Genomic DNA, 21719 nt, shown 5'->3' on the forward strand with positions numbered 1-21719 from the left:
CCGCCAAGGCATGGCATCTGCCAACGCAAACATGGCCAACCGGTCAAAATCCCTGTGCTGGGGAACTAATTGCAAAAAGCACAAAGCGGCTCAGCAGCCTGCCGGCAGCTGAACCGCCCTGGATGTCGGTTGGGCGAGAACCGACCTCAGAGCAATTCCAGGAAAAGTGCGTTGCGGTTTGGGCTCGGCGACTTCGCCGTAGCCTCCGTCCGGAATTGCGTAAACAACACTCAGACCGTCGCCGGGTCGAGCGCCGGCTGGCCCTTGAACCGCGCCACGATGCCGGCAAGGTCGCGATTGGCGAAAGCGTCGCGCAGCGCATCGAAGGACGGCAGCACGAAATAGGCGCGCTGGAACTTGTCGATCTCATAGCCGGTGCGCATCACCGTCTCGAGATCGAACGGCACGTGGTGGGCGTCCTTGCTCTCGACCGCGAATTGCAGCTCGGTGAAGGACGACATCAGCCCGGCGCCGAAAGCTTTCAACGGCTGGCCGGCTTCCTGGATGAGGCCGTATTCGGCGCTGTACCAGTAAAGCCTCGTGATCATCTCGTCGCCGCCGAGCGCGATCAGATCTTCCGCCTTCCGGCCATACATCTGCATGAAATCGGCGAACACCGGCTGGGTCAGGATCGGCACATGGCCGAAGAAATCGTGGAACATGTCCGGCTCGACGATGTAGTCGAGCTCGTTCTTCGTCCGCAGCCAGTTGGTGACCGGGAAGCGCCGGTTGGCGAGATGATCGAAGAATGGGCCGGCGGGAATGAGGCCGGGCACCGCCACGATCTCCCAACCCGTCAGCCTGGCGAGCTTTTCGCTGACGGCATCGAAATCCGGAATCCTGTCGAGCAGCCCGAGCGCCGCGACGCCGTCGAGATATGAGCGGTGCGCGAGCTTCCGCGTCAGCTTCGTCTGGCGATCGCAGAGCGTGCGCCACACCGCCTGTTCCTCGGCGGAGTAGCCGTAGCCCTGCGCCACGGTGAAATCGCTGCGGCAGACCGAATAGTCGCCCCGCAGGCCCTGCGCCGCGCATTCGGCGGCATAATCGGCAACGCTGATCGTCATCATATCCTCCTCAAGATCGTGATCCGGGGATCGTGAAGGGGAGTTTAGAAGCGACCGCTGAGGCAAATCAGCTTTGTTTATGGCACGCCAGCTGATTTGGAGGTAAAAGCACTCAGATCAACGCGAGCCTGAGAAAAAATGCCTCAATTCGACGATTTCGAGATAAGGATGCTCGATATCCTGCAGCGCGACGGCCGCAAGCCCGTCTCGGAGCTGGCGCAGGAGATCGGCCTGTCGACCACGCCTTGCGCGCGCCGCTTCGAGGCCTTGCAGGAAGCCGGTATCATCAAGGGCTTCGCCGCGGTGCTCAGCCGCCGCGCCGTAGGCCTGACCGTCGAGGTGTTCATCCAGGTGCGACTGGTCAGCCACAGCGACGGCTCGCCCGAAAGCTTCATCGCCGCCGTGCAGCGCATGGACGAGGTCTCGTCCTGCTGGACGATGACAGGCGATTACGATTTCCTGCTGCATGTCTTGGTGCCGTCGGTGGACGATTTGAACGCCTTCGTCATGCACCGGCTGATGCGTCTGCCCGGCGTGCGCGACGTCCACACGCAACTGGTGCTGCAGAACATCAAGGGACCCGGCCACGTGCCGCTCAGCCATCTACGGCGCTGATCCGGTCAAATCTGGCGAAAAGCTGCGTGGAAACTGCTGAACCGCGCCAAGGCGGCTTCGACATAGGCGACTAGCACAAGCAGACCAACATGGAGGTCCGCCTTGAACATCGTGCTGATCAATCCGCCGCATACCGCCATCGGCAGCCGTGTGCCCGACGACCACCTGCCGCCGCTCGGTCTTTTGGCTATCGGCGGGCCGCTGATCGATTCCGGCCATCAGGTGCGCCTGGTCGACGCCGAGTTCGGGCCGATGCCGCTTGCGGCGCTAGTAGACGAGGCGCTGCGCGGCGATCCGGATTTCGTGCTGATCGGCCATTCCGGCTCGACCTCGGCGCATCCGACCGCTTTGCGCATAGCCGAGATGATCAAGGCCCGCGCGCCGGAGGTCATCGTCATCTATGGCGGCGTCTTCCCGACCTATCATTGGCGCGATATCCTCGCTGCGACCGACGTCTTCGACTTCATCGTGCGCGGCGAGGGCGAGGCGACCGTGACGGCGCTGGTCGAGGCGATCGAGATGCGCCAGCCGGTGGCGAGCGTTGCCGGCATCGCCTATCGCGACGATTTCGGCCACCCTGTCGCGACGCAGCCGGCGATGACCATAGCCGACCTCGATGCTTACCGCGTCGGCTGGGAGCTGATCGATCATCGCCGCTACTCCTATTGGGGCGGCAAGCGGGCGGTGGTCATGCAGTTCTCGCGCGGCTGCCCGCACCTGTGCAACTATTGCGGCCAGCGCGGCTTCTGGACCCGCTGGCGCCATCGCGACCCGGTCAAATTCGCCAAGGAGATCGCTTGGCTACACCGCGAGCACGGCGTCGATCTGATCAATCTGGCCGACGAGAACCCGACTTCCTCGAAAAAGGCCTGGCGCGCCTCATCGCCTACGATCCGGACCAGATCCAAGCGCTCTATGTCACGCCGCATCGCTGGACGCCGTTCTTCCGCATCGCCAAGGATCGCAAGGTGATCCAAAAGGACGTACGCATGTGGGATTACAAGCACCAGGTTCTGCACATGACCCGGCTGAAGCCATGGATGCTGTTCTTCGCCGTCAAGCTGATCGAGGTCGCGGTGCAGGCGCGGCCTAAGGCGCTGGCGCGCATCCTGTTCCACCCCGATCCCGAGCAGCGCCATTCGATGCGCTGGTACACCAGGATGGGCCGTCGCGTCTGGTTCCGCGAGGTCTGGGGGTTTCTCGCCCGCGATGGCCGCGTCACGGATGGGCCGACATTAGCCGAATTCTGGGGCGCGCCGCAGGACGCCGAGGAGGAATCGATGATCGTCGGGCGCCAGCCACGCAAGTCCGTCGCGCCGGTCATCGAAGATCGACGCGCGCCGGCGGCAAGAAAGTTAGCCGGCTGAATATGACGGCCATTGAAATGGTGAACTTGCCTTACGGAACGATCAGCGTGCCGGCGCCGTGCTCGGTGAAGAGTTCGAGCAGAACGGAGTGCGGCGTCTTGCCGTTGAGGATGACGACGCCCTCGACGCCGCGCTCGATCGCCTCGATGCAGGTCTCGACCTTCGGGATCATGCCGCCCGACACCGTGCCGTCCTTGATCAGCGTCCTGGCCTCGGCGACCGTCAGCTCGTCGATCAGCTTCTTGTTCTTGTCGAGCACGCCGGGCACGTCGGTGAGGAAGAGCAGACGCGAGGCGCGGCAAGCGCCGGCGATCGCACCGGCAAACGTGTCGGCATTGATGTTGTAGGTGTGGCCGTCGCGGCCGGGAGCGACCGGCGCCAGCACCGGGATCATCTCCGAGCGCGCCAAAAGATCGAGCAACGTGCGGTCGACCTCGACCGGCTCGCCGACAAAGCCGAGATCGAGCACCCGCTCAATGTTGGAATCCGGGTCGATCATGGTCTTGCGAGCCTTTTCGGCGAACACCATGTTGCCGTCCTTGCCGCAAAGCCCGATCGCCCACTCGCCCTCGGCGTTGATCAGCGCCACGATCTCCTTGTTGATCGAGCCGGCCAGCACCATCTCGACGATCTCGACCGTCTTCTGATCGGTGACGCGCAGGCCGCCCTCGAACTTGGATTCGATGCCCATCTTGGTGAGCATCGCGCCGATCTGCGGCCCGCCGCCATGCACGACGATCGGATTGACGCCGGATTGTTTCAGAAGCGCAATGTCGCGGGCGAACGCCTTGCCGAGCTCGGTATCACCCATGGCATGCCCGCCATATTTCACCACCACGGTCTTGTTCTCGTAGCGCTGCATATAAGGCAGCGCGCGAGAGAGCAGCGCGGCCTGCATTTCGGCGGTGGCGGCGATGTCCGTCATCGGTGTCGATCCCAGCTAGCGTGAATGGCGGCCTCTTAGCTGGAATTGCCGCAGGCCGCAAACGGCTTTGCGGTCACAATAACGATATCTGCCAGTTCCCCAGCACAGGGAATTCGACCGGCGGCCGTGTTTGTGTTGGCAGGTGGCATGCCTTGGAGATTGGCCGAAACGGCCCAACCTCGTCATCCACGGGCGGAGCAAGGAGCGAAGCGACGCGCGCAGACCCGAGGATCCATTCCGTGACACATGAGCGCTACCACGATGCAGAATTCTGCTCCGCTGCACGTTGATCAAGGTCACGGAATGGATTCCAAGGTCCGCGCGACGCCGCTTGGCGGCTGCTTCGCCCTGGAATGACGAGGTTGGGAGCCTTCAGCCAATCGCCAGCGTTTGCGCTGATTTCACGGACACAATGACGAAATCTGCTTAGTTCGCCAGCACAGTAATTTTGCCCGGGCGGGCCGTGTTCGTGTTGGCAGTTGGCATGGCTGGAGATTGGCCGAAACGCCCAGCCAGTCGTCATCCACGGGCGGAGAAAGGAGCGAAGCGAAGCGCGCAGACCCGAGGATCCATTCCGTGACACATGAGCGCTACCACGATGCAGAATTCTGCTCCGCTGCACTCTTTGACCAACGTCACGGCATGGATTCCAGGGTCTGCGCGACGCCGCTTAGCGGCTGCTCCGCCCTGGAATGACGAGGCTGAACCGGCAGTTTTCAAAATCCCTGCGCAGAACCGCCGGGCACCTTGAGCGGCGCCCGCCGCTTCAGCCATCCCGAAAGCTTCTCCATCTGCGCCGCGAAGGACAAAAGCGTCTCCTCGTCGCCGGGCCGGCCGGCGGCCTGGATGCCGAGCGGCAGGCCGTCCGCCGTGACATGCACCGGCAGCGCGACCGACGGCTGCCCGCTGACGTTCTGGATCGCCGGCCAATGGGTGAACCACAGGCTCTTGTCCATCAGCTGGCCGAACACCGCCTTGACCTTCAGCAAGCGGGTGAGATGCAGTTTGTCGAGCAGGTTCTCGATGAATTCGTCGGCGCCCTTGGGGTCCATCGAACCGCAGGCCAAGGGCGGATGCGCGATCAGCGGCATCAGCACGGCGTCGTAGCGCGCGGTCTCTTCGATCAGCCGCCGCGCCGTGGCGTTGAGCCGCTGCACGCCCTCGTAAACCTCGCCGGCCGACAACATTTCACCGAGACGGGTGAGCACGCGCGTTGCGCGCTCGACCTCGCCGGTCACCGGGCGGCCGACGCGCTGCGCCTCGGCCCGCATCGTGCCGGCAACGGCCGCGGCGACACTCTTGCAGAAATCGGAAATGAAATCGCGGCCGATGAAAGGCAGGTCGATCTCCTCCACCGTGTGGCCGCCTTCGCGCGCCAGCGCCACCGCGGTGTCGAGCGCCGCAAGCGTTTCGGCCGAGATCGGCAGGCCGAGCGGCGACTTGCGGTAGACGGCGAGGCTGAGCTTGCCGGGCTCGCGCGCCGCGGCTGCGGCAAACGAGCCTTTCGGCGCGCGGGCAGCATAGGGCGAGAGCGGATCGGCGCCATGTGTGAGGTCGAGCAGCAGCGCGGTATCGCGCACCGAGCGGCTGACGGCATGGTCGACGACCATGCCGTACCAGCTTTCGCTGACGAGCGGCGTCAGCGGCACGCGGCCGCGCGAGGTCTTCAAGCCGACCAGCCCGCTGCAGGCCGAAGGCACGCGGATCGAGCCGCCGCCGTCGGAAGCATGCGCCGCCGGCACAACGCCCGCGGCGACGAGCGCCGCCGAGCCGCCGGAGGAACCACCGGTCGTATGCCCAGTATTCCAGGGATTGCGGGTGATGCCGAAGCGGGCCGACTCCGTCATCAACCTGAGCCCATGCTCGGGCGAGGTGCTGGTGACGATCGGGATCAAGCCGGCGGCCAAATAGCGCTCGACCATCACCGAGTCGAAATCGGCGGTGAAGGGCGGGATGCGGCTGCCGCCATGGATCGGCACGCCCTTGATGCCGATGCCGAGATCCTTGAGCGCGAAGGGCACACCGGCCAGCGGCAGCGTGCGGTCGACGGTCTTGGCCCGTGCCCGCGCGGCGTCGTAAAGCGGCGTGGCAATCGCGTTGATATCTGGGCTTGTCGCTTCGGCGCGCGCGATCGCCGCATCGACCAGCTCCTGCGGCGCGATTTCCCCTTTGTGGACGAGCTCGGCAAGGCCGGTCGCATCCTGCTCCCAAAGCACGCGTTCGATCGACATCCGCATCCCCCCGGTTTTTCGAGAGGCTAGAGCAATTCCAGGAAAAGTGTGAGCTGTTTTCCGTTTGGAATTGCGTCGGGCAAGGGGCAAGGATTTGCTTGGCAACGATCCAGTGTCGAGACGCCTGGGATCGGCCCGCGGCCGCTGGTGGACAACGCTTCCGCCGCCGTTGCAATTAAATCGCAATCTTCTAATTTGCCTGCATGGGGCCTCAGGACATCAGCAAGCTGATCGTCCGGACTTCGATGAAGGACCGGGCGGCGTTCGATCTGCTCTACAAGCAGACCAGCGCGAAACTTTTCGGTGTCTGCCTTCGTGTATTGCGGGACAGGGGGGATGCGGAAGAAGCGCTGCAGGAGGTCTTCGTCAAAATCTGGACGAAGGCAGATCGGTTCGCGGTTTCCGATCTGAGCCCGATTTCCTGGCTGGTGGCCGTCGCGCGCAACCATGCGATCGATCGCATCCGGTCGCGGCGCAGTCCTTCCGCCAACATCGATATGGCCCTCGACGTCGCCGATCCGGCGCCGGGACCCGAGGCCATGGCTGTGGCGGGCGGCGAGGCCGAACGCATCTACCATTGCCTCGACGAACTGGAACAAGACCGGGCGGCGGCCGTCCGGGGCGCCTATCTGGGCGGCGAAAGCTATGCCGAGCTGGCGGAGCGCTTCAAGGTTCCGCTGAACACGATGCGGACCTGGCTGCGGCGAAGCCTGCTGAAACTGAGAGAATGCCTGGAAAGATGACGCTGGCAGAGGACAACGGACCGGAACGTGGAGGCGACGATCTGCTCGCCGCCGAGTACGTTCTCGGCGTTCTGGCAGCCGACGAGCGCCAGATCGCTTCCCGTCGCATCGATGCCGAGACGGCGTTCGCCCGCCTGGTCGATGCCTGGGAAGCCCATTTCGCGCCCATGGCCGCCGCCTATGCCGCGGTCGAGCCGCCGGATTCGGTGAAAGTGGCAATCGACCGCCGCCTGTTCGCTTCGTCCGCGTCCAGCGGCGGCCTGTGGGCGAGCCTTGTCTTCTGGCGCGGCCTCGCCGCAGCGGCCATCGCCGCTTTGGCCGTCTATGTCGCCCTGCCTTACGTCAACCCGCCGGTCAAGCCGCCCGAGACCAGGCTGGTCGCCTCTCTGGCCGCCGACAACAGCAACGTCAAATATCTTGCCGTCTATGACGCCACCCGCCATGAGGTCGGCCTGTCGCTGGTCTCCGGCGACCGCGGCGCCGGCAAGGACTTCGAGCTGTGGATGATCGAGGGCAAGAACGCGCCGGTTTCGATGGGCGTCATCCCCGCCGGGCCGACCGCGCGCATGGCGGTGACGCCCGCCGTCCAGCAGAAGCTGGCGCAAGGCGCCGTGCTCGCCGTCAGCCTCGAGCCCTCTGGCGGTTCGCCGACCGGCCAGCCGACCGGTCCGGTCGTCGCCGCGGGTGACCTGAAGGGCATCTGACCCTGGTCAGCCGGTTATCGAAGACTAACTGAAGTCTATATCCTGCCTTTGCCAGGCGAGACAAGTTCTCTGTCGCCATCGGCGACGCAGACGCAATAAAGCACTGGAATAAAAAATCGCGCGCCCTTCATGAAACTAACGTTTTTCGGACTCGTATCTCCTCGCGTTCCCAAGGATGGGAAGAAACAACCCGAGGAGACTGACACCATGCGTAAGCTCGCCACCCTTTTGCTTGCCTCTACACTTGGCCTTTCGGCGCTCGGCGCCGTTGCCTACGCTGCCAATCCGATGGTCGGCGGCGCGCCGATGTATGCCAAGAAGAACATCATTGAGAACGCCGTCAATTCGAAGGACCACACCACGCTGGTCGCCGCCGTCAAGGCCGCCGGCCTGGTCGACACGCTGCAGGGCGCCGGTCCGTTCACCGTCTTCGCGCCGACCAACGAGGCCTTTGCGGCGCTGCCCGCCGGCACGGTCGACACGCTGCTCAAGCCCGAGAACAAGGACAAGCTGACCAAGGTGCTGACCTGCCACGTCGTCGCCGCCAAGGCGCTGGCGGCCGACGTCGCCAAGATGGCCAAGGCCGATGGCGGCGCCCATCAGGTCAAGACCGTCGGCGGTTGCGAGCTGACGCTGAAGGCGGAGAAGGGCAAGGTCACCGTCACCGACGAGAACGGCAATGTCGCCCATGTCACCATCGCCGATGTCCGCCAGTCGAACGGCGTCATCCACGTCATCGACAAGGTTCTCTTGCCGAAGATGTAACAAAGCGGACCCGGCCGGCGAAGACATGGCTGAGCGCCGGCCGCGACATCCAAGATCCGCGCCGCCGGCAAGGATTGCTCCGCACCATCCCGCAAGGGCGGCGCGGAGCAGCATCCGGAACGTTCCAGGAAGGTTCTGTCCGGAATTGCTCGAACGAGGAGATGGGGCGTCACCGGCTTTTGATTTCCGGCCCGGGCTCTATCTTGGCAAAATGCGTCAGGAGGAACGGCCATGAACCGTCGCGATTTTCTCTGGAGCGGGGCCGCCGCCACCGCTCTCATCGTCGGATCCGCAGCGATGCTGCGTGCCGGCGGACCGAAACCCGCTCTCGCCGCCGAGACGTTCGAAGTCACCAAGACCGATGCCGAATGGCACGCCATTCTGTCGGACGAGGCCTTCGACGTGCTGCGCAAGCAAGGCACCGAATATCCAGGTACCAGCCCGCTGCTCAACGAGCATCGCAAGGGCATCTTCGCCTGTGCCGGCTGCGACCTGCCGGTCTATTCGTCCGAGACGAAATTCGATTCCGGCACCGGCTGGCCGAGCTTCTACCAGGAGATCGCCAATTCCATCGGCAAGACCGTGGACAATTCTCTCGGCATGACCCGCACCGAGGTCCACTGCCGGCGCTGCGGAGGCCATCTCGGTCATGTCTTCGACGACGGCCCGCCGCCCACCGGCCTGCGCCACTGCATCAACGGCGTGGCGCTAAGCTTCAAGCCGGCTTCAGCCTGAGGTGGGTTGATGTTCAGGTGAGGCCGGCCTGCAAATGGCGGTTTCCTGCGCTTCCGGTGCTCACGTACGTTAAGTACGCTCCGCTCCGGTTCTCGGAACCCACCATTTTCGACTCGGCCTGACCTGAATCTCAACCCACCTTGCAGTCGCTTTCAATCTCTCCAAAGAGAATGACCCCGGAAATCGTCACCGATTTCCGGGGTCACGCGTTGAGGACGCCAGGCGGGGGTTCCGGCTCCTCAATGGCCTCCGCCGCCACCGCCGCCCTGCGGGGCCGGCTTGTTGATGAACAGCACGAAAAATCCGAGCGAGGCGAACAGCACCGTCAGCATCACGAACACGTCCATGAAGGACAAAAGCGCCGCCTGCTGGTGCACCATGCCGGACAGCTTCGAGATCGCAGCGCTTGCTGCGTCGAGACCGGCGGTCTGCTCGAAATTCTGCGTCATGTTCTGCAGCCTGGTCTGCGCGGTCTCGCTGCCCCACTGCACATGCTCGGAGAGCCGCGCATAGTGGAAGGCGTTGCGGTCGATCAGCACCGTGTTGATCACCGCGAGGCCGACGGCGCCGCCGAGGTTGCGGGTCAGGTTGAACAGGCCCGACGCGTTCTTCAGCCTTTCCGGCGGCAGCGTGCCGAGCGCGATGTTGTTGATCGGCACCATGCACAACATCATCGAGCAGCCGCGCAGGATCTGCGGGATCAACAGCTCATAGAAATCCCAGTCGGCGGTAAGATGCGTCATCCACCAGGTGCCGGTGGCGAAGCCGACGAAGCCGATCATCATCATCAGCCTGAGGTCGATCTTGTTCGACAGGATGCCGGCAACGGGCGCGGTGAAGAACATCGCCAGGCCGCTGACGAACAGCGCCTCACCGATCATCATCGAATCGTAGCCGCGGATACGCCCCAGGAACACCGGATAGAGATAGGTGAGCCCGTAGAGGCCGATGCCGACGACGAAGGAGAACAGCGAGCCGAAGGCGAAGTTGATGTTGCTGAAGGCCCTGAGGTCGACGATCGGCTCCTCGGCGGTGAAGACGCGCCAGAAGAAGATGACGCCGCCGATGGTCATGATGATGGCGCAGGCGAACACCGCCGGCTCCTGCAGCCAGTCGTGGTTCGGGCCTTCCTCCAGCACATATTCCATGCAGCCGAGGAAAGCGGCCATGCCGATCAGGCCCCACCAGTCGAACTTCGAGAACAGTTTCAGGTTGGGCTTGTCGAAGTCGATCAGCGACCAGGCTGCCGTCGCCACCAGGATGCCGGGCACGACATTGATCAGGAACAGCCAGTGCCAGGACATGGCGTGGCTGATATAGCCGCCCACCGTCGGGCCGATCGTCGGCGCCAGCGTCGCCACCAGGCCGATCATCGGCGAGACGATGGCGCGCTTGGAGGGCGGAAAGATGGTGAAGGCGGCCGCGAAGACGCTGGGGATCATACCGCCGCCGATAAAGCCCTGGATGGCGCGGTAGACGATCATCTGGTCGATATTGGTGGCGGTGGCGGCGAGCGCGCTGGCCGCGGTGAAGCCGGCCGCCGCGGTGGTGAACAGCACGCGCGTCGACAGCATGCGGCTGAGAAAGCCGGACAGCGGGATCATCACCACCTCGGCGATCAGGTAGGCGGTCTGCACCCACGGGATCTCGTCGGAGCTGGCGCTCAGGCCCGCCTGGATTTCCGAGAGCGAGGCCGAGACGATCTGGATGTCGAGGATCGCCATGAACATGCCGAACACCATCGCCAGGAAGGCGACGACGCGGCGCACCGGCATATGGTCCGCGGGCAGGGCCGGCGCGGCGGCGACCGGACGTCCGGGCATTGATCCTGCGGTGATGGTTGCGGTTGCCATGTCATGGCCTCCCTGGGCAATTCCTGGGACGAGCGCGTGGCGGTCCCGGACTGCGTCGAAAACGATAAGGCAGGCTGGACGGCCCGGCGCTCAATCGGCCGCCAGGCCGCCCCCCAATCAGTTGGTCGTCGAGGCCGGCGCGGTGCGGCTGTCGACCGCGACGACGACGCTCAGCCCGGCGCGCAGCTTGCCGGCCTTCAGCACGTCGGCCGGCACGTCGATGCGCACGGGCACGCGCTGCACCACCTTGGTGAAGTTGCCGGTGGCGTTTTCCGGCGGCAGCAGCGAGAACACCGCGCCCGAAGCCGGCGCCAGTGAGGAAACCGTGCCTTCGAAGGTCTGGCCGTCAATGGCGTCGACTGTGATGCGGACCTTCTCGCCGGGCACCATCCGGCCGAGCTGCGTCTCCTTGAAGTTGCCGACGATGTAGAGCTTGTCCATCGGCACGACGACGGCGAGCTTCTGGCCGGGGCTGACGAGATCGCCCTGCTCGACCGAGCGATTGCCGACGACGCCGTCATAGGGCGCCTTCAGCACGGTGAAGGACAGGTCGCGCTGGGCCTTGTCGCGGGTGAGCTGCAGCGACGCGAGCGTCGAGGCCTGCTCCGCGCGCTGGGCTTCCAGAACGCCGATATTGGCTTGCGCCGCGGCGATCTGCGCATCGGCGCCGACAAGCGCCGCCTTGGCCTGGTCGAGCGCGGTCTGGGCGTCGTCGAGCTGGGCCTGCGTGCCGACATGGGTCTTGACGAGTTGCGCCGCCCGCACCTGGGCGCGCGCCGCATTGTCGGCAGCGGCCTGGTCCGCGACCTTCTGCGCCTGGGCCTGCGACAGCGAGGCCTGGGCCGCCTTGGTCTGGGCGTCGATGCGGTCGAGCGTCTTCGCCAAGGTGGCGATCTGCGCCTCGGCCTGGGCGACGGCGATCTTGTAGTCGCCATTGTCGATGACGAACAGCGGATCGCCGGCCTTCACCCGCTGATTCTCGCTCACCAGCACCTTGTCGATATAACCGGATATTTTCGGCGAGACGAACGACATATCGGCCTGGACATAGGCGTCGTCGGTGGAGATCATGAACCGGCCGTCGGTCCAATAGTTATACCCATACCAGGAACCGGCGCCGAGCAGGGCAAGCCCGATGATCGGTAACAGGAAAGAGCGGACAGAGCGCTTCTTCTTGGCGGGTGCTTCAGCCGCCGGCGTCGCAACGGGAGCGGCGGGCTGGACAGGAACTTCCGGCGCTTCGGTCGAAGGCTGGACCTTGGCGTTGGGAAAAGAGCGGACTTCGGCGGTGGCGGGCGCGTTCGAGGACATAGCGATCTCTCTGGATGTCAGTCAGACTGAACCGTTCGGTTCGAATTGGAGATTGACATAGCGCGGAAAGAGGACCATATCAAGAGGAAATCGAACCGAGCGGTTCGAAATATTTTTCAAGGAACGACTTCCATGGTCGACACGACAGCCGATAGCGATCTGCTCGACTTACGCAAGGGCCGCCCGGCGGCCGGGCAGGATCCCGTAAAACGGGCCCAGATCATCGAGGGCGCCCGCCGCGTCTTTATAGATAAGGGTTTTGAAGCGGCCTCGATGAACGACATCACGCGCGAGGCCGGCGTCTCCAAAGGCACGATCTACGTCTATTTCGAGAACAAGGAAGAGCTGTTCGAGGCTCTGATTGAGGAAGAGCGCGGCACCATCTTCAAGAACATGTATGAGGTGCTCGACCATTTCGACGACCTGCGCAAGACGCTGGTGAAATTTGGCACCGTGCTTTCCGTCAAGATCACCTCGGCCAAGGTCATCCAGGCCCAGCGCACGGTGGTCGGGGCGTCCGACAGGATACCCGAGCTCGGCGCGCGGTTTTACGAGCGCGGCCCGAAGCGCGGCCACGACAGGGTCATGGCCTTCCTCAATGAAGCCGTCGAACGCGGCCTGCTCAAGATCGACGATGTCGACCTTGCCGCCTATCAGTTCACCGAGCTCTGTCTCGCCGGCCTGTTCCGGCAGTGCATCTTTTCCTACCGCACCAAGGCGCCGAGCCAGGCGGAGATCGAGCACATCGTGACCTCCGGTGTCGATGTCTTCCTCAAGGCCTACGGCACGGAAAAATTCCTCGCCGAGGAAAGGGCGCTGCAATCGGCCTGACCGTTCGGGCATGCGGATCCCGGAGCGCAAAGGGCGAAGCTGAAGGGGTCGCGAGGCGTCTTTGCGAAGTCCATCGGCGCGGTCTGCCTCGGCCGCGAAGACCGGCCTGAAGACCCCCCTCTCAAAATATCGATCGGCATCGTCCGGCAGGCGCTTTCGGAAGGACCTGTTAACCATCGCTTCCTATGTCTCGGGAGACGTTCAATCGGCGAGTCTCGAGTATGACATCCATGCGTTTCCCCCGTGCCACTCATCCCGGCGCCTCAGCCCACAACAGCGACGACGAACATCGCAATCCGCGGGAAACCGGGCGCCATGGCGCGGTCCCGCAAGCAGGGCAGGTCGTGCCGCTGCGAGTCCTGCCCGGGGCCGAATCGAGCGCAGCTCGTAACGCATCGTCCGAATCGGCCGGCGACGATTTCGGCCTCCCCGCCTGGCAGAACTATTTCTTCCTTGCGCCCAATGTGCGTTTCACGCGCACGCCGGACACCGACCTCGCCAGGCGGGCCGCCCCGCCGGAGGATGCGCCGGCCAAGACTACCGCGCGCGAGCCCGTACGGCCTGCGCCGCCGGCTCCGCCGCCAGCCGCTCCGGTCCGGAAAAGTTCGGCCGCTCCCGCCACGGCGCCGATGCAAACCCAGCCGGTCCGCGCACCAGCCACTGTTGCCCCAGCCGCCGTCCCGAGCTCTCCGACCGCGCCGAGCCAGGCTGCCGCTGCTGCGACGCCAAAACCGCGCCCGAGCGGACTGCGCTGGTCCTATCTTTCCGATCATGCCTTTTTCGAGTTCGGCATGCCCTTCCTGGCCGAGCGCCTGGCGCGGGCGCGTCTGACTGAGGCCGCGCAGGCGCCTGCCGTTCCGGCGAAGCCACTGATGCGGCCGATGCCGGCGCAACGTCCGGCCGCGCAACCGGTCCAGCCCCGTGCCGCCTTCCTGGGCGAAGCGACGTCATTTTACCGGGTCATCGAATGGCGCTCCAACGCGGTTGAGGCAAGTCCGATCTTGGCGCCCGTGCCGGCTCCGGCGGCCGCCCAACCGGCGCCTGCCAAGCCCATGCCGATCTCCGCCCCGGTAAGCGCAAGGAAAGCCAGGCAGGTATCATCGTTGCCCATGGCCGGCGAAGTCGTGCCGCTGCCAGAGTCCGCCGGCTACGAGCTTCCTTCGGAAGAGCTTCTGCAGATGCCGCCCGAGGGCCAAGGCTTCTACATGTCGCAGGAGCGGATGGAGCAGAATGCCGACCTGCTCGAAAGCGTGCTGGAGGATTTCGGCGTCAAGGGCGAGATCATCCATGTCCGGCCGGGGCCGGTCGTCACGCTCTACGAGTTCGAGCCGGCGCCGGGCGTGAAATCCAGCCGCGTCATCGGGCTCGCCGACGATATCGCCCGCTCCATGTCGGCCGTCTCGGCGCGTGTGGCCGTGGTGCCGGGCCGCAATGTCATCGGCATCGAGCTGCCCAACGAGACGCGGGAGACGGTCTATTTCCGCGAGCTGATCGGCTCGGCCGGCTTCCGCAACACCTCCTGCAAGCTGGCGCTCGGCCTCGGCAAGACCATCGGCGGCGAGCCGGTCATCGCCGAGCTCGCCAAGATGCCGCATCTCCTGGTGGCGGGCACCACCGGCTCCGGCAAGTCGGTCGCCATCAACACCATGATCCTGTCGCTGCTCTTCAGGATGAAACCGCAGGAATGCCGTCTCATCATGGTCGACCCCAAGATGCTGGAGCTCTCCGTCTATGACGGCATCCCGCATCTTTTGACGCCGGTCGTCACCGATCCGAAGAAGGCCGTCACGGCGCTGAAATGGGCGGTGCGCGAGATGGAAGACCGCTATCGCAAGATGGCGCGCCTCGGCGTGCGCAACATCGACGGCTACAACCAGCGCGCGGCCGGCGCCCGCGACAAAGGCGAGGTCGTGACCATGCAGGTGCAGGCCGGCTTCGAGAGAGGCACGGGCGAGCCGCTGTTCGAGGAGCGCGCGATCGACCTCGCGCCCATGCCCTATATCGTCATCATCGTCGACGAGATGGCCGACCTGATGATGGTGGCCGGCAAGGAGATCGAAGGCGCCATCCAGCGGCTGGCGCAGATGGCGCGCGCCGCCGGAATCCATCTGATCATGGCGACGCAACGCCCGTCCGTCGACGTCATCACCGGCACGATCAAGGCCAATTTCCCCACCCGCATCTCCTTCCAGGTGACGTCGAAGATCGACAGCCGCACCATCCTCGGCGAGCAGGGCGCCGAGCAGTTGCTTGGCCAGGGCGACATGCTGCACATGGCCGGCGGCGGGCGCATTTCGCGCGTGCACGGCCCCTTCGTTTCCGATGTCGAGGTCGAGCATGTCGTGGCGCATCTGAAAGCGCAGGGACGTCCCGAATATCTCGACACCGTCACCGCCGACGAGGAAGAGGAACAGGAAGCAGCCGACACCGGCCCGGTCTTCGATAAAAGCGCGATGGCCGAGGAGGATGGCGACGCGCTCTATGAGGAAGCCGTCAAAGTGGTCAAGCGCGACAAGAAGTGCTCGACCTCCTACATCCAGCGCCGCCTCGGCGTCGGCTACAACCGCGCCGCCTCATTGGTCGAGCGCATGGAAAAGGAAGGCCTGGTCGGCGCCCCCAACCATGTCGGCAAGCGCGAGATCCTCAGCGGCCGGCGCGATCGCGAGCCGGAACGCGACGAGATGGATTGAGCGAGGCGCGCCAGCGCCGGCCATATCCTCTCCCCTCGGGGGAGGCAGGCCGAGCCAAGCGGAGGCTGGGTGGGGGGGAGTGCCTACGCGGCAGGCTCGCTCAACGGCAATAACGGCGTCAGCCGCCGTTCGCCACCAAAGCGATGGCGGCACGCAGCTCGTCCAAGCCCTCGGCTTTTTCCGACGAGGTGGCCAGCACCAGTGGAAACGCCGCCGGCCGCTTCTTGATCTTGGCCAGCGTCTCCTCGACCAGCCTCGGCACGCCGGCGGCCTTGATCTTGTCGGTCTTGGTCAGCACCACCTGGTAGGACACTGCCGCCTTGTCGAGCAGGGTCAGCACTTCCTCGTCCTTGGCCTTGATGCCGTGGCGCGCGTCGATCAGCACATAGACGCGCTTCAGCGTCACGCGGCCCTGCAGATATTCGTAGATCAGCTTGGTCCACTCATCGACCTTGTCCTTCGGCGCGCTGGCATAGCCGTAGCCCGGCATGTCGACCAACGCCATCGGCGGCAGGTCGGCGCCCTCGCCGGAAAAGCCGTCGGGCACGAAATAATTGAGCTCCTGCGTGCGCCCCGGCGTGTTCGAGGTGCGCGCCAGGCCCTTGTGCCCGACCAGCGCGTTGATCAGCGACGATTTGCCGACATTGGAACGACCGGCGAAGGCGATCTCCGGCGGGCCTTCCGGCGGCAGGAACTTCATCGACGGCACGCCGCGGATGAAGACCCAGCCACGGGTGAACAGCTCCGGGCTGATCGCCGTTTGGTTCGGGGTCTTGTCGTTTGTCATTTTTTCGGGCGCGTTCAAACCGCTGCCTCCAGCCTTGAAATGTCGGCGCCGCGAATGGCGTTGAGGTTGCGGCTGATCTTGTCGACCGGCCAGTCCCACCAGGCCGCCTTGAGCAGCCGCCGCACCGTGAATTCGTCGAAGCGCATCTTCACCACCCTGGCCGCATTGCCGGCCACGATCGCATAAGGCGGCACGTCGTGCGTGACAACCGATTTCGCGGCGACAATGGCGCCGTCGCCCACCGTCACGCCCGGCATGATCACCGCATCCATGCCGATCCACACGTCATTGCGGATCGTGGTGTCGCCGCGGATCTCCTTCGACCAGGTCTGCGGGTCAAAGCCTTCCTCCCAGCCATGGCCGAAGATGTTGAACGGATAGGTCGAGAAGCCCGACATGGCGTGGTTGGCGCCGTTCATGATAAAACGCGCGCCTTCGGCGATGGCGCAGAACTTGCCGATGATCAGCTTGTCGCCGATGAAGTCGTAGTGATGCAGCACGCATTTCTCGGCGAATTTGTCGGGACCGTCGGGGTCGTCATAGTAGGTGAAGTCGCCGATCTCGATGTTGGGCGACGTCACCAATCCCTTCAGGAAACCGACGCGCGGATGCATCGCAATCGGATGCTTGACGTTGGGATTGGGTCCGGTCATCGCGGTCCTTTGCAGGCGGGTTTGGGCGCGGTCGGCGCGCGCGATCAAACTAACGCGATCCTTCGACAGCACCAACCGTTCAATGGCTTGCCGCGACAGATCGCGAACAGGTTGGAAGCAGGGCAATCGCATATGGGTTTATCGGCGAAGGCCAACACAAGCCCGAGTATGACGACGTCACGGAGGTTTTGGCCGATCTCCAACGTCAGCGCCAATAGCGCCCTCAACCCACCGCCACTTTCAGCCACAGCGCCTTTTCGCCGAGCGTCGCGACCAGCCCGGCATGCGCCGCCCGATCCGTTTCACTGAGCCGCGGCGGCAGGGCGATCGGTCTCGCGCCGATCGAGATGTCGATATCGGCCACCTCGCCGGCGCCGTTCATGTGGACCGCCACGGACTCCAGCACCAGCGCCGCCTGCTTGCCGCCGATGAGCTCGATATAGACCTCGGCCAGCAATTCGGAGTCGAGCAGCGCGCCGTGCTTGGTGCGGCGGGTGTTGTCGATGCCGTAGCGCCGGCAGAGCGCGTCGAGCGAGTTCGGTCCCATCGGATGCTTGCGGCGCGCCAGCGCCAGCGTGTCGACCACGCGGCCGGGATCGATGGCTGCTTGCTCGAGCCGGCTGAATTCGAGGTTGAGGAAGCCGATATCGAAAGTGGCGTTGTGGGCGATCAGCCGGGCGCCGTCGGTGAAGTCCAGCCATTCCTGCGCGATTTCGGCGAAGGTCGGCTTGCCGACCAGGTCGGCGGCGCTGATGCCGTGCACGGCCTGCGCCTCGGCATGGATTGCGCGCCCCTGCGGATTGATGAATTTGTGGAAGGTGCGGCCGGTCGGGAAGCGGTTGACCAGCTCGACGCCGCCAAGCTCGATGATGCGGTCGTCGCGCAAATCGAGGCCGGTGGTTTCCGTATCGAAGATGATCTCACGCATTCGAATCAGTTCGCTTCCCAAACGAGCAGAATCATACACCGGAACAAAATGGCAATGGGGACTGGTGACGGCCTAACGCATGACCTGCGAAAATCGGAATCGATTTTCGGAAAATGATCATGCGCAAAATCAAAGCGTTACAGCGTCCTTTGCGCGTTCGAACGGACGCGCGGCGCTGTATGTCAGGAGCCGGCTTTGTCGGACTTTTCCCCTGAGAGTTCGGCGACGATCGCCTCGACCGCCTTTCGCGCGGCGTCGAAGCCATGGCCGGTGTCGATGATGAAATCGGCCTGGCGACGCTTTTCGGCGTCGGGCACCTGCCTGGCGAGGATGGATGAAAACTTCTCCTCGCTCATGCCCGGCCTCGCAAGCACGCGCGCGCGCTGGATTTCGGGCGACGCGGTGACGACCACGACCTTGTCGACGCGGCTGCGGCCGCCGGTTTCGAACAGCAGCGGGATGTCGAGCACGGCGAGCGGCGCGGCGGCGGCGCGATGCGTTGCGAGAAACGCGTCGGCGTCGGCGCGCACCAGCGGGTGAATGATTGCCTCGAGCCGCTTCAGCGCGGCCGGATCGGCGAGCACCTTTTCTGCAAGCTTGGCCCGATCGACCGCGCCCGCTTGCGTCGTGCCCGGAAAGGCCGCCTCGACCAGAGGGGCTGCCTTGCCGGAATAAAGGCGATGCACGGTCTCGTCGGAATCATGCACCGGCACGCCGGCCTCGGCGAACATTTTCGCCGTGGTGGACTTGCCCATGCCGATCGATCCGGTGAGGCCGAGCACGATCATCAACGGCCCTCGATGTCGGCGACGATCATGCGCCGCAATTCGGGCGTCACTTCGGGTTTCCTGCCGAACCAGCGTTCGAAACCGGGCACGGCCTGATGCAGCAGCATGCCGAGACCGTCGACCGTCTTCAGGCCGCGCGCCCTGGCGGCGGCAAGCAAAGGCGTTTCCAACGGCACATAGACAATGTCGGTGACGATGGCGTGGCCGGGCAAGCCGGCCGGATCGGCTGCCAAGCTCTCATTGCCATGCATGCCGAGCGAGGTGGTGTTGACGAGCAGGCCGGCATCGGCAATCAGCTCACTGAGCGCGCCCGCGCCATGCGCCGAGACTCCGGCGCCGAAATGGCGGCTGAGTTCCTCGGCTCTCGCGAGCGTCCGATTGACGATGCGGATATCCTTGATGCCACGCTCCTTCAGCGCGTGGATGACCGCGCGGGAGGCGCCGCCGGCACCCAGAACCACGGCCGGCCCATTGACCGCCCAGCCCGGCGCATGCTCGTCGAGATTGGCGGCGAAACCGTAGCCGTCGGTGTTGCCGCCCCACAGAAGGCCATCCTCGAACCACAACGTGTTGACCGCGCCGATTTCATCGGCCGCATGGTCGCGTCGGGCCACGCCGGCGAAGGCCGCCTCCTTGTGCGGGATGGTGACGTTGCCGCCGCGGTAGCCGTTCTCGCCGAGAGATTTGAGAAAGGCGGCGAAATCCGCCGGCGCGACATCGATCGCCTGGTAGCTGCCGTGGATGCCGTATTTCGCCAGCCAGTAGCCGTGGATCTTCGGCGAGCGCGAATGTGCGATCGGATGTCCCGTGACGAAGGCCTTTTTCTCAGCCATCGATGGCTCCCAATGCGCGCAGCTCTTTCAGCAGCGGCAGCAGCGGCAGGCCGACGATGGTGAAATAATCGCCCTCGATCTTCTCGAACAGCTGAATGCCTTCGCCCTCGATCTGGTAGGCGCCGACACTGGAGAGCGCCTTGGCGCCGACGCGCGCCAGATGCCTGCCGATGAAGCCGGGGTCGAGCTCGCGCATGGTCAGGCTGGCGACGCCGACATGGCGCCACAGCACCTCGCCGTCGCGGCAAAGCACGGCGGCGCTGTTCAACTGATGCGTCTTGCCGGACAAGGCCAGGAGGTGGCGGCGGGCGCCTTCCATGTCGGCGGGCTTGTGAAAAATCTCATCGCCCAGCGACAGGGTCTGGTCGCAGCCGAGCACCAGGGCGCCAGGCTTGCGCTCGCTGACCTCGGTCGCCTTGGCCTCGGCCAGGATCGACGCGACATCCTCCGGTGAAACACCGCTGTCCTTCAGCGGAGCCTCGAGCGCGCGCTCGTCGACATTTGCCGGCACCGCCTCGATGTCGAGGCCGGCGCTGGCGAGCATGGCTTTTCGGAATGGGCTGCCGGAGGCGAGGATGATCTTTTCAGGCATGATGGTTCATCCAACGGTTGCGATCCGTCCAGCACCCCTCATCCGTCTCGGCGCTATCGCGCCGATCCACCTTCTCCCACAAGGGGAGAAGGAAAGTCCAACGTCACCGCAAATCGCCGCCTAGCGGCAATCACAGGACGCTGGCGCCGCGTTCTTCCTTCTCCCCTTGTGGGAGAAGGTGGCCGAGCGAAGCTCGGTCGGATGAGGGGTGCTGGACGGAGTGCTCACTTATGTCGCTTGCCCTAGCGCGTCTTGCCCCGCAGGGCAACGATGGCCGCCGCCGTTTCCTCGATGGAGCGGCGGCTGACGTCGATCATAGGCCAGCCATGCCGCGTGCAGAGCTGGCGGGCATAGGCGAGTTCCTCGTTGATCGCGGCGCGGTCGACATAATCGGTCGGCACGAAGGCGGCGCTGTTGCCGAGGATGCGGTTTTGCCTCACATGCGAGATGCGCTCGGCCGTGGCGACCAGGCCGACGACCAAAGGCGTCTTGGCGGCGACCAGGCTTTCGGGCAGCGGCACGCCGAGCACGATCGGGATATTGGCGGTCTTGATGCCGCGATTGGCGAGATAGATGCTGGTCGGCGTCTTCGAGGTGCGCGAGATGCCGATCAGCACGATGTCGGCATCGTCCATATTGGCCGGCAGCTGGCCGTCGTCATGCTCCATGGTAAAGTTCAGCGCATCGATGCGGCGGAAATATTCGGCGTCGAGCACGTGCTGGGCGCCGACGCGGCGACCGGCCGGCGTGCCGAGATAGGACTGGAAGACGGTCAGCACCGGTTCCAGCACCGAGACGCAAGGCAGGCCCATCGTCGCGCAGCGCTCGTCGATCGAGCGCGCCAGCTTCTGGTCGACCACCGTATAGAGAATGATGCCGGGCTCCTCCTCGATGTCCTCGAAGACCTTGGCTATCTGCTTTTCGGTGCGGATCAGCGGATAGATGTGCTCGATGGCGCGCGCATCCTTGTATTGCGCGGATGCCGCGCGGCCGGCCGCCAGCAGCGTCTCGCCGGTGGCGTCGGAGATCAGATGCAGATGGAAGAAGCTCTGAGGTTTGTTCACAGGGGATGGGTCCAGGCTGTGGGCAATTGTGGACAAGGCTGGATGGGCAAGCCTTGGGCAAGGAGGCGACTGTATCAGATGGCCGCTTGTCCACAATTCGACCCGCTGTAGGCTTTGTCGCGGCGCTGGGGACAAAACCGGGGATCAACTTTTCCTGGCCGATCTCGTCCACAGGGCGAAGCTCGGAACGGAAATCCCAAGCTTTTGACTCCAAAGCTGGAATCCGGTTCGTCCCCAGAG

General features: G+C 64.5%; 19 protein-coding genes and 1 pseudogene. 8 read left to right on the forward strand and 12 right to left on the reverse strand.

All coding sequences use genetic code 11. The features are described from left to right. Positions 1 to 230: 230 nt before the first annotated feature. Positions 231 to 1067 carry a phenylalanine 4-monooxygenase gene (gene phhA / locus FJ425_RS18880; protein WP_140725300.1) on the reverse strand — a complete coding sequence of 279 codons (837 nt, stop codon included), beginning with the start codon at positions 1065 to 1067 and terminating at the stop codon, positions 231 to 233. A gap of 135 nt (positions 1068 to 1202) precedes the next feature. On the opposite strand from phhA, the gene FJ425_RS18885 reads away from it, so the two are divergent. Beyond that, a complete protein-coding gene (locus FJ425_RS18885; protein ID WP_095769494.1) occupies positions 1203 to 1679 on the forward strand; it encodes an Lrp/AsnC family transcriptional regulator in 477 nt (158 codons plus the stop codon). Between the two features lie 102 nt (positions 1680 to 1781). Beyond that, a pseudogene (locus FJ425_RS18890) lies at positions 1782 to 3046 on the forward strand (cobalamin-dependent protein). A gap of 31 nt (positions 3047 to 3077) precedes the next feature. On the opposite strand, the gene argB reads toward FJ425_RS18890, so the two are convergent. Then, entirely contained in the window at positions 3078 to 3971 is an 894-nt protein-coding gene (argB, locus tag FJ425_RS18895) for an acetylglutamate kinase (protein ID WP_140725303.1), read from the reverse strand. Positions 3972 to 4687: 716 nt separating this feature from the next. Next, positions 4688 to 6202: an amidase gene (locus tag FJ425_RS18900; RefSeq protein WP_140725308.1), complete on the reverse strand. Its 1515-nt coding sequence runs from the start codon at positions 6200 to 6202 to the stop codon at positions 4688 to 4690. A gap of 203 nt (positions 6203 to 6405) precedes the next feature. On the opposite strand from FJ425_RS18900, the gene FJ425_RS18905 reads away from it, so the two are divergent. The 4 genes from FJ425_RS18905 (at position 6406) to msrB (ending at position 9149) form a co-directional block, all read left to right on the forward strand. Continuing rightward, entirely contained in the window at positions 6406 to 6945 is a 540-nt protein-coding gene (locus FJ425_RS18905) for a sigma-70 family RNA polymerase sigma factor (RefSeq protein ID WP_140725311.1), read from the forward strand. After that, positions 6942 to 7649, forward strand: a complete 708-nt coding sequence (locus tag FJ425_RS18910; RefSeq protein WP_140725394.1) for an anti-sigma factor — start codon at positions 6942 to 6944, stop codon at positions 7647 to 7649. The genes FJ425_RS18905 and FJ425_RS18910 overlap by 4 nt, the downstream gene beginning before the upstream one ends. A gap of 207 nt (positions 7650 to 7856) precedes the next feature. Then, complete coding sequence (locus FJ425_RS18915; RefSeq protein WP_140635841.1) at positions 7857 to 8414, forward strand: fasciclin domain-containing protein; 558 nt, start codon at positions 7857 to 7859, stop codon at positions 8412 to 8414. Between the two features lie 231 nt (positions 8415 to 8645). Further along, positions 8646 to 9149 carry a peptide-methionine (R)-S-oxide reductase MsrB gene (gene msrB, locus FJ425_RS18920; protein ID WP_071069177.1) on the forward strand — a complete coding sequence of 168 codons (504 nt, stop codon included), beginning with the start codon at positions 8646 to 8648 and terminating at the stop codon, positions 9147 to 9149. Between the two features lie 239 nt (positions 9150 to 9388). Here the strand turns inward: msrB and FJ425_RS18925 are convergent, their stop codons facing one another. Together FJ425_RS18925 and FJ425_RS18930 are read right to left on the reverse strand one after the other, a co-directional pair. After that, entirely contained in the window at positions 9389 to 10972 is a 1584-nt protein-coding gene (locus tag FJ425_RS18925) for a DHA2 family efflux MFS transporter permease subunit (protein WP_246673606.1), read from the reverse strand. A 147-nt stretch (positions 10973 to 11119) separates the two neighbouring features. Further along, positions 11120 to 12313 carry an HlyD family secretion protein gene (locus tag FJ425_RS18930; RefSeq protein WP_140725314.1) on the reverse strand — a complete coding sequence of 398 codons (1194 nt, stop codon included), beginning with the start codon at positions 12311 to 12313 and terminating at the stop codon, positions 11120 to 11122. Between the two features lie 132 nt (positions 12314 to 12445). Here FJ425_RS18930 and FJ425_RS18935 point away from each other — a divergent pair, with 132 nt between their 5' ends. Continuing rightward, positions 12446 to 13144, forward strand: a complete 699-nt coding sequence (locus FJ425_RS18935) for a TetR/AcrR family transcriptional regulator (RefSeq protein WP_140635835.1) — start codon at positions 12446 to 12448, stop codon at positions 13142 to 13144. Between the two features lie 230 nt (positions 13145 to 13374). Further along, positions 13375 to 15834: a DNA translocase FtsK gene (locus FJ425_RS18940; RefSeq protein ID WP_246677959.1), complete on the forward strand. Its 2460-nt coding sequence runs from the start codon at positions 13375 to 13377 to the stop codon at positions 15832 to 15834. A gap of 118 nt (positions 15835 to 15952) precedes the next feature. On the opposite strand, the gene yihA is transcribed toward FJ425_RS18940, so the two are convergent. From yihA to FJ425_RS18975, 7 genes are all read right to left on the reverse strand, one after another. Beyond that, the gene (yihA, locus tag FJ425_RS18945; RefSeq protein ID WP_140725317.1) at positions 15953 to 16621 is read right to left on the reverse strand and encodes a ribosome biogenesis GTP-binding protein YihA/YsxC; all 669 of its coding nucleotides are present in this window, start codon (positions 16619 to 16621) and stop codon (positions 15953 to 15955) included. Between the two features lie 14 nt (positions 16622 to 16635). Then, on the reverse strand, positions 16636 to 17274 hold the full coding sequence (locus tag FJ425_RS18950; RefSeq protein WP_140635831.1) for a CatB-related O-acetyltransferase: 639 nt from the start codon (positions 17272 to 17274) through the stop codon (positions 16636 to 16638). A gap of 223 nt (positions 17275 to 17497) precedes the next feature. After that, positions 17498 to 18202: a DNA polymerase III subunit epsilon gene (dnaQ, locus tag FJ425_RS18955; protein ID WP_140546255.1), complete on the reverse strand. Its 705-nt coding sequence runs from the start codon at positions 18200 to 18202 to the stop codon at positions 17498 to 17500. A gap of 182 nt (positions 18203 to 18384) precedes the next feature. Beyond that, complete coding sequence (gene coaE / locus FJ425_RS18960; protein WP_140725320.1) at positions 18385 to 18990, reverse strand: dephospho-CoA kinase; 606 nt, start codon at positions 18988 to 18990, stop codon at positions 18385 to 18387. Next, the gene (locus FJ425_RS18965; protein ID WP_140725323.1) at positions 18990 to 19823 is read right to left on the reverse strand and encodes a shikimate dehydrogenase; all 834 of its coding nucleotides are present in this window, start codon (positions 19821 to 19823) and stop codon (positions 18990 to 18992) included. The genes coaE and FJ425_RS18965 overlap by 1 nt, the downstream gene beginning before the upstream one ends. Then, entirely contained in the window at positions 19816 to 20415 is a 600-nt protein-coding gene (locus FJ425_RS18970; RefSeq protein ID WP_140725327.1) for a Maf-like protein, read from the reverse strand. The genes FJ425_RS18965 and FJ425_RS18970 overlap by 8 nt, the downstream gene beginning before the upstream one ends. 242 nt (positions 20416 to 20657) lie before the next feature. Then, positions 20658 to 21479, reverse strand: coding sequence for a pyruvate, water dikinase regulatory protein (locus FJ425_RS18975; RefSeq protein WP_140725332.1), 822 nt, complete (start codon positions 21477 to 21479; stop codon positions 20658 to 20660). Positions 21480 to 21719 lie beyond the last annotated feature (240 nt).

It is taken from the genome of Mesorhizobium sp. B2-7-2 (assembly GCF_006440775.1).
Taxonomy (GTDB): domain Bacteria; phylum Pseudomonadota; class Alphaproteobacteria; order Rhizobiales; family Rhizobiaceae; genus Mesorhizobium.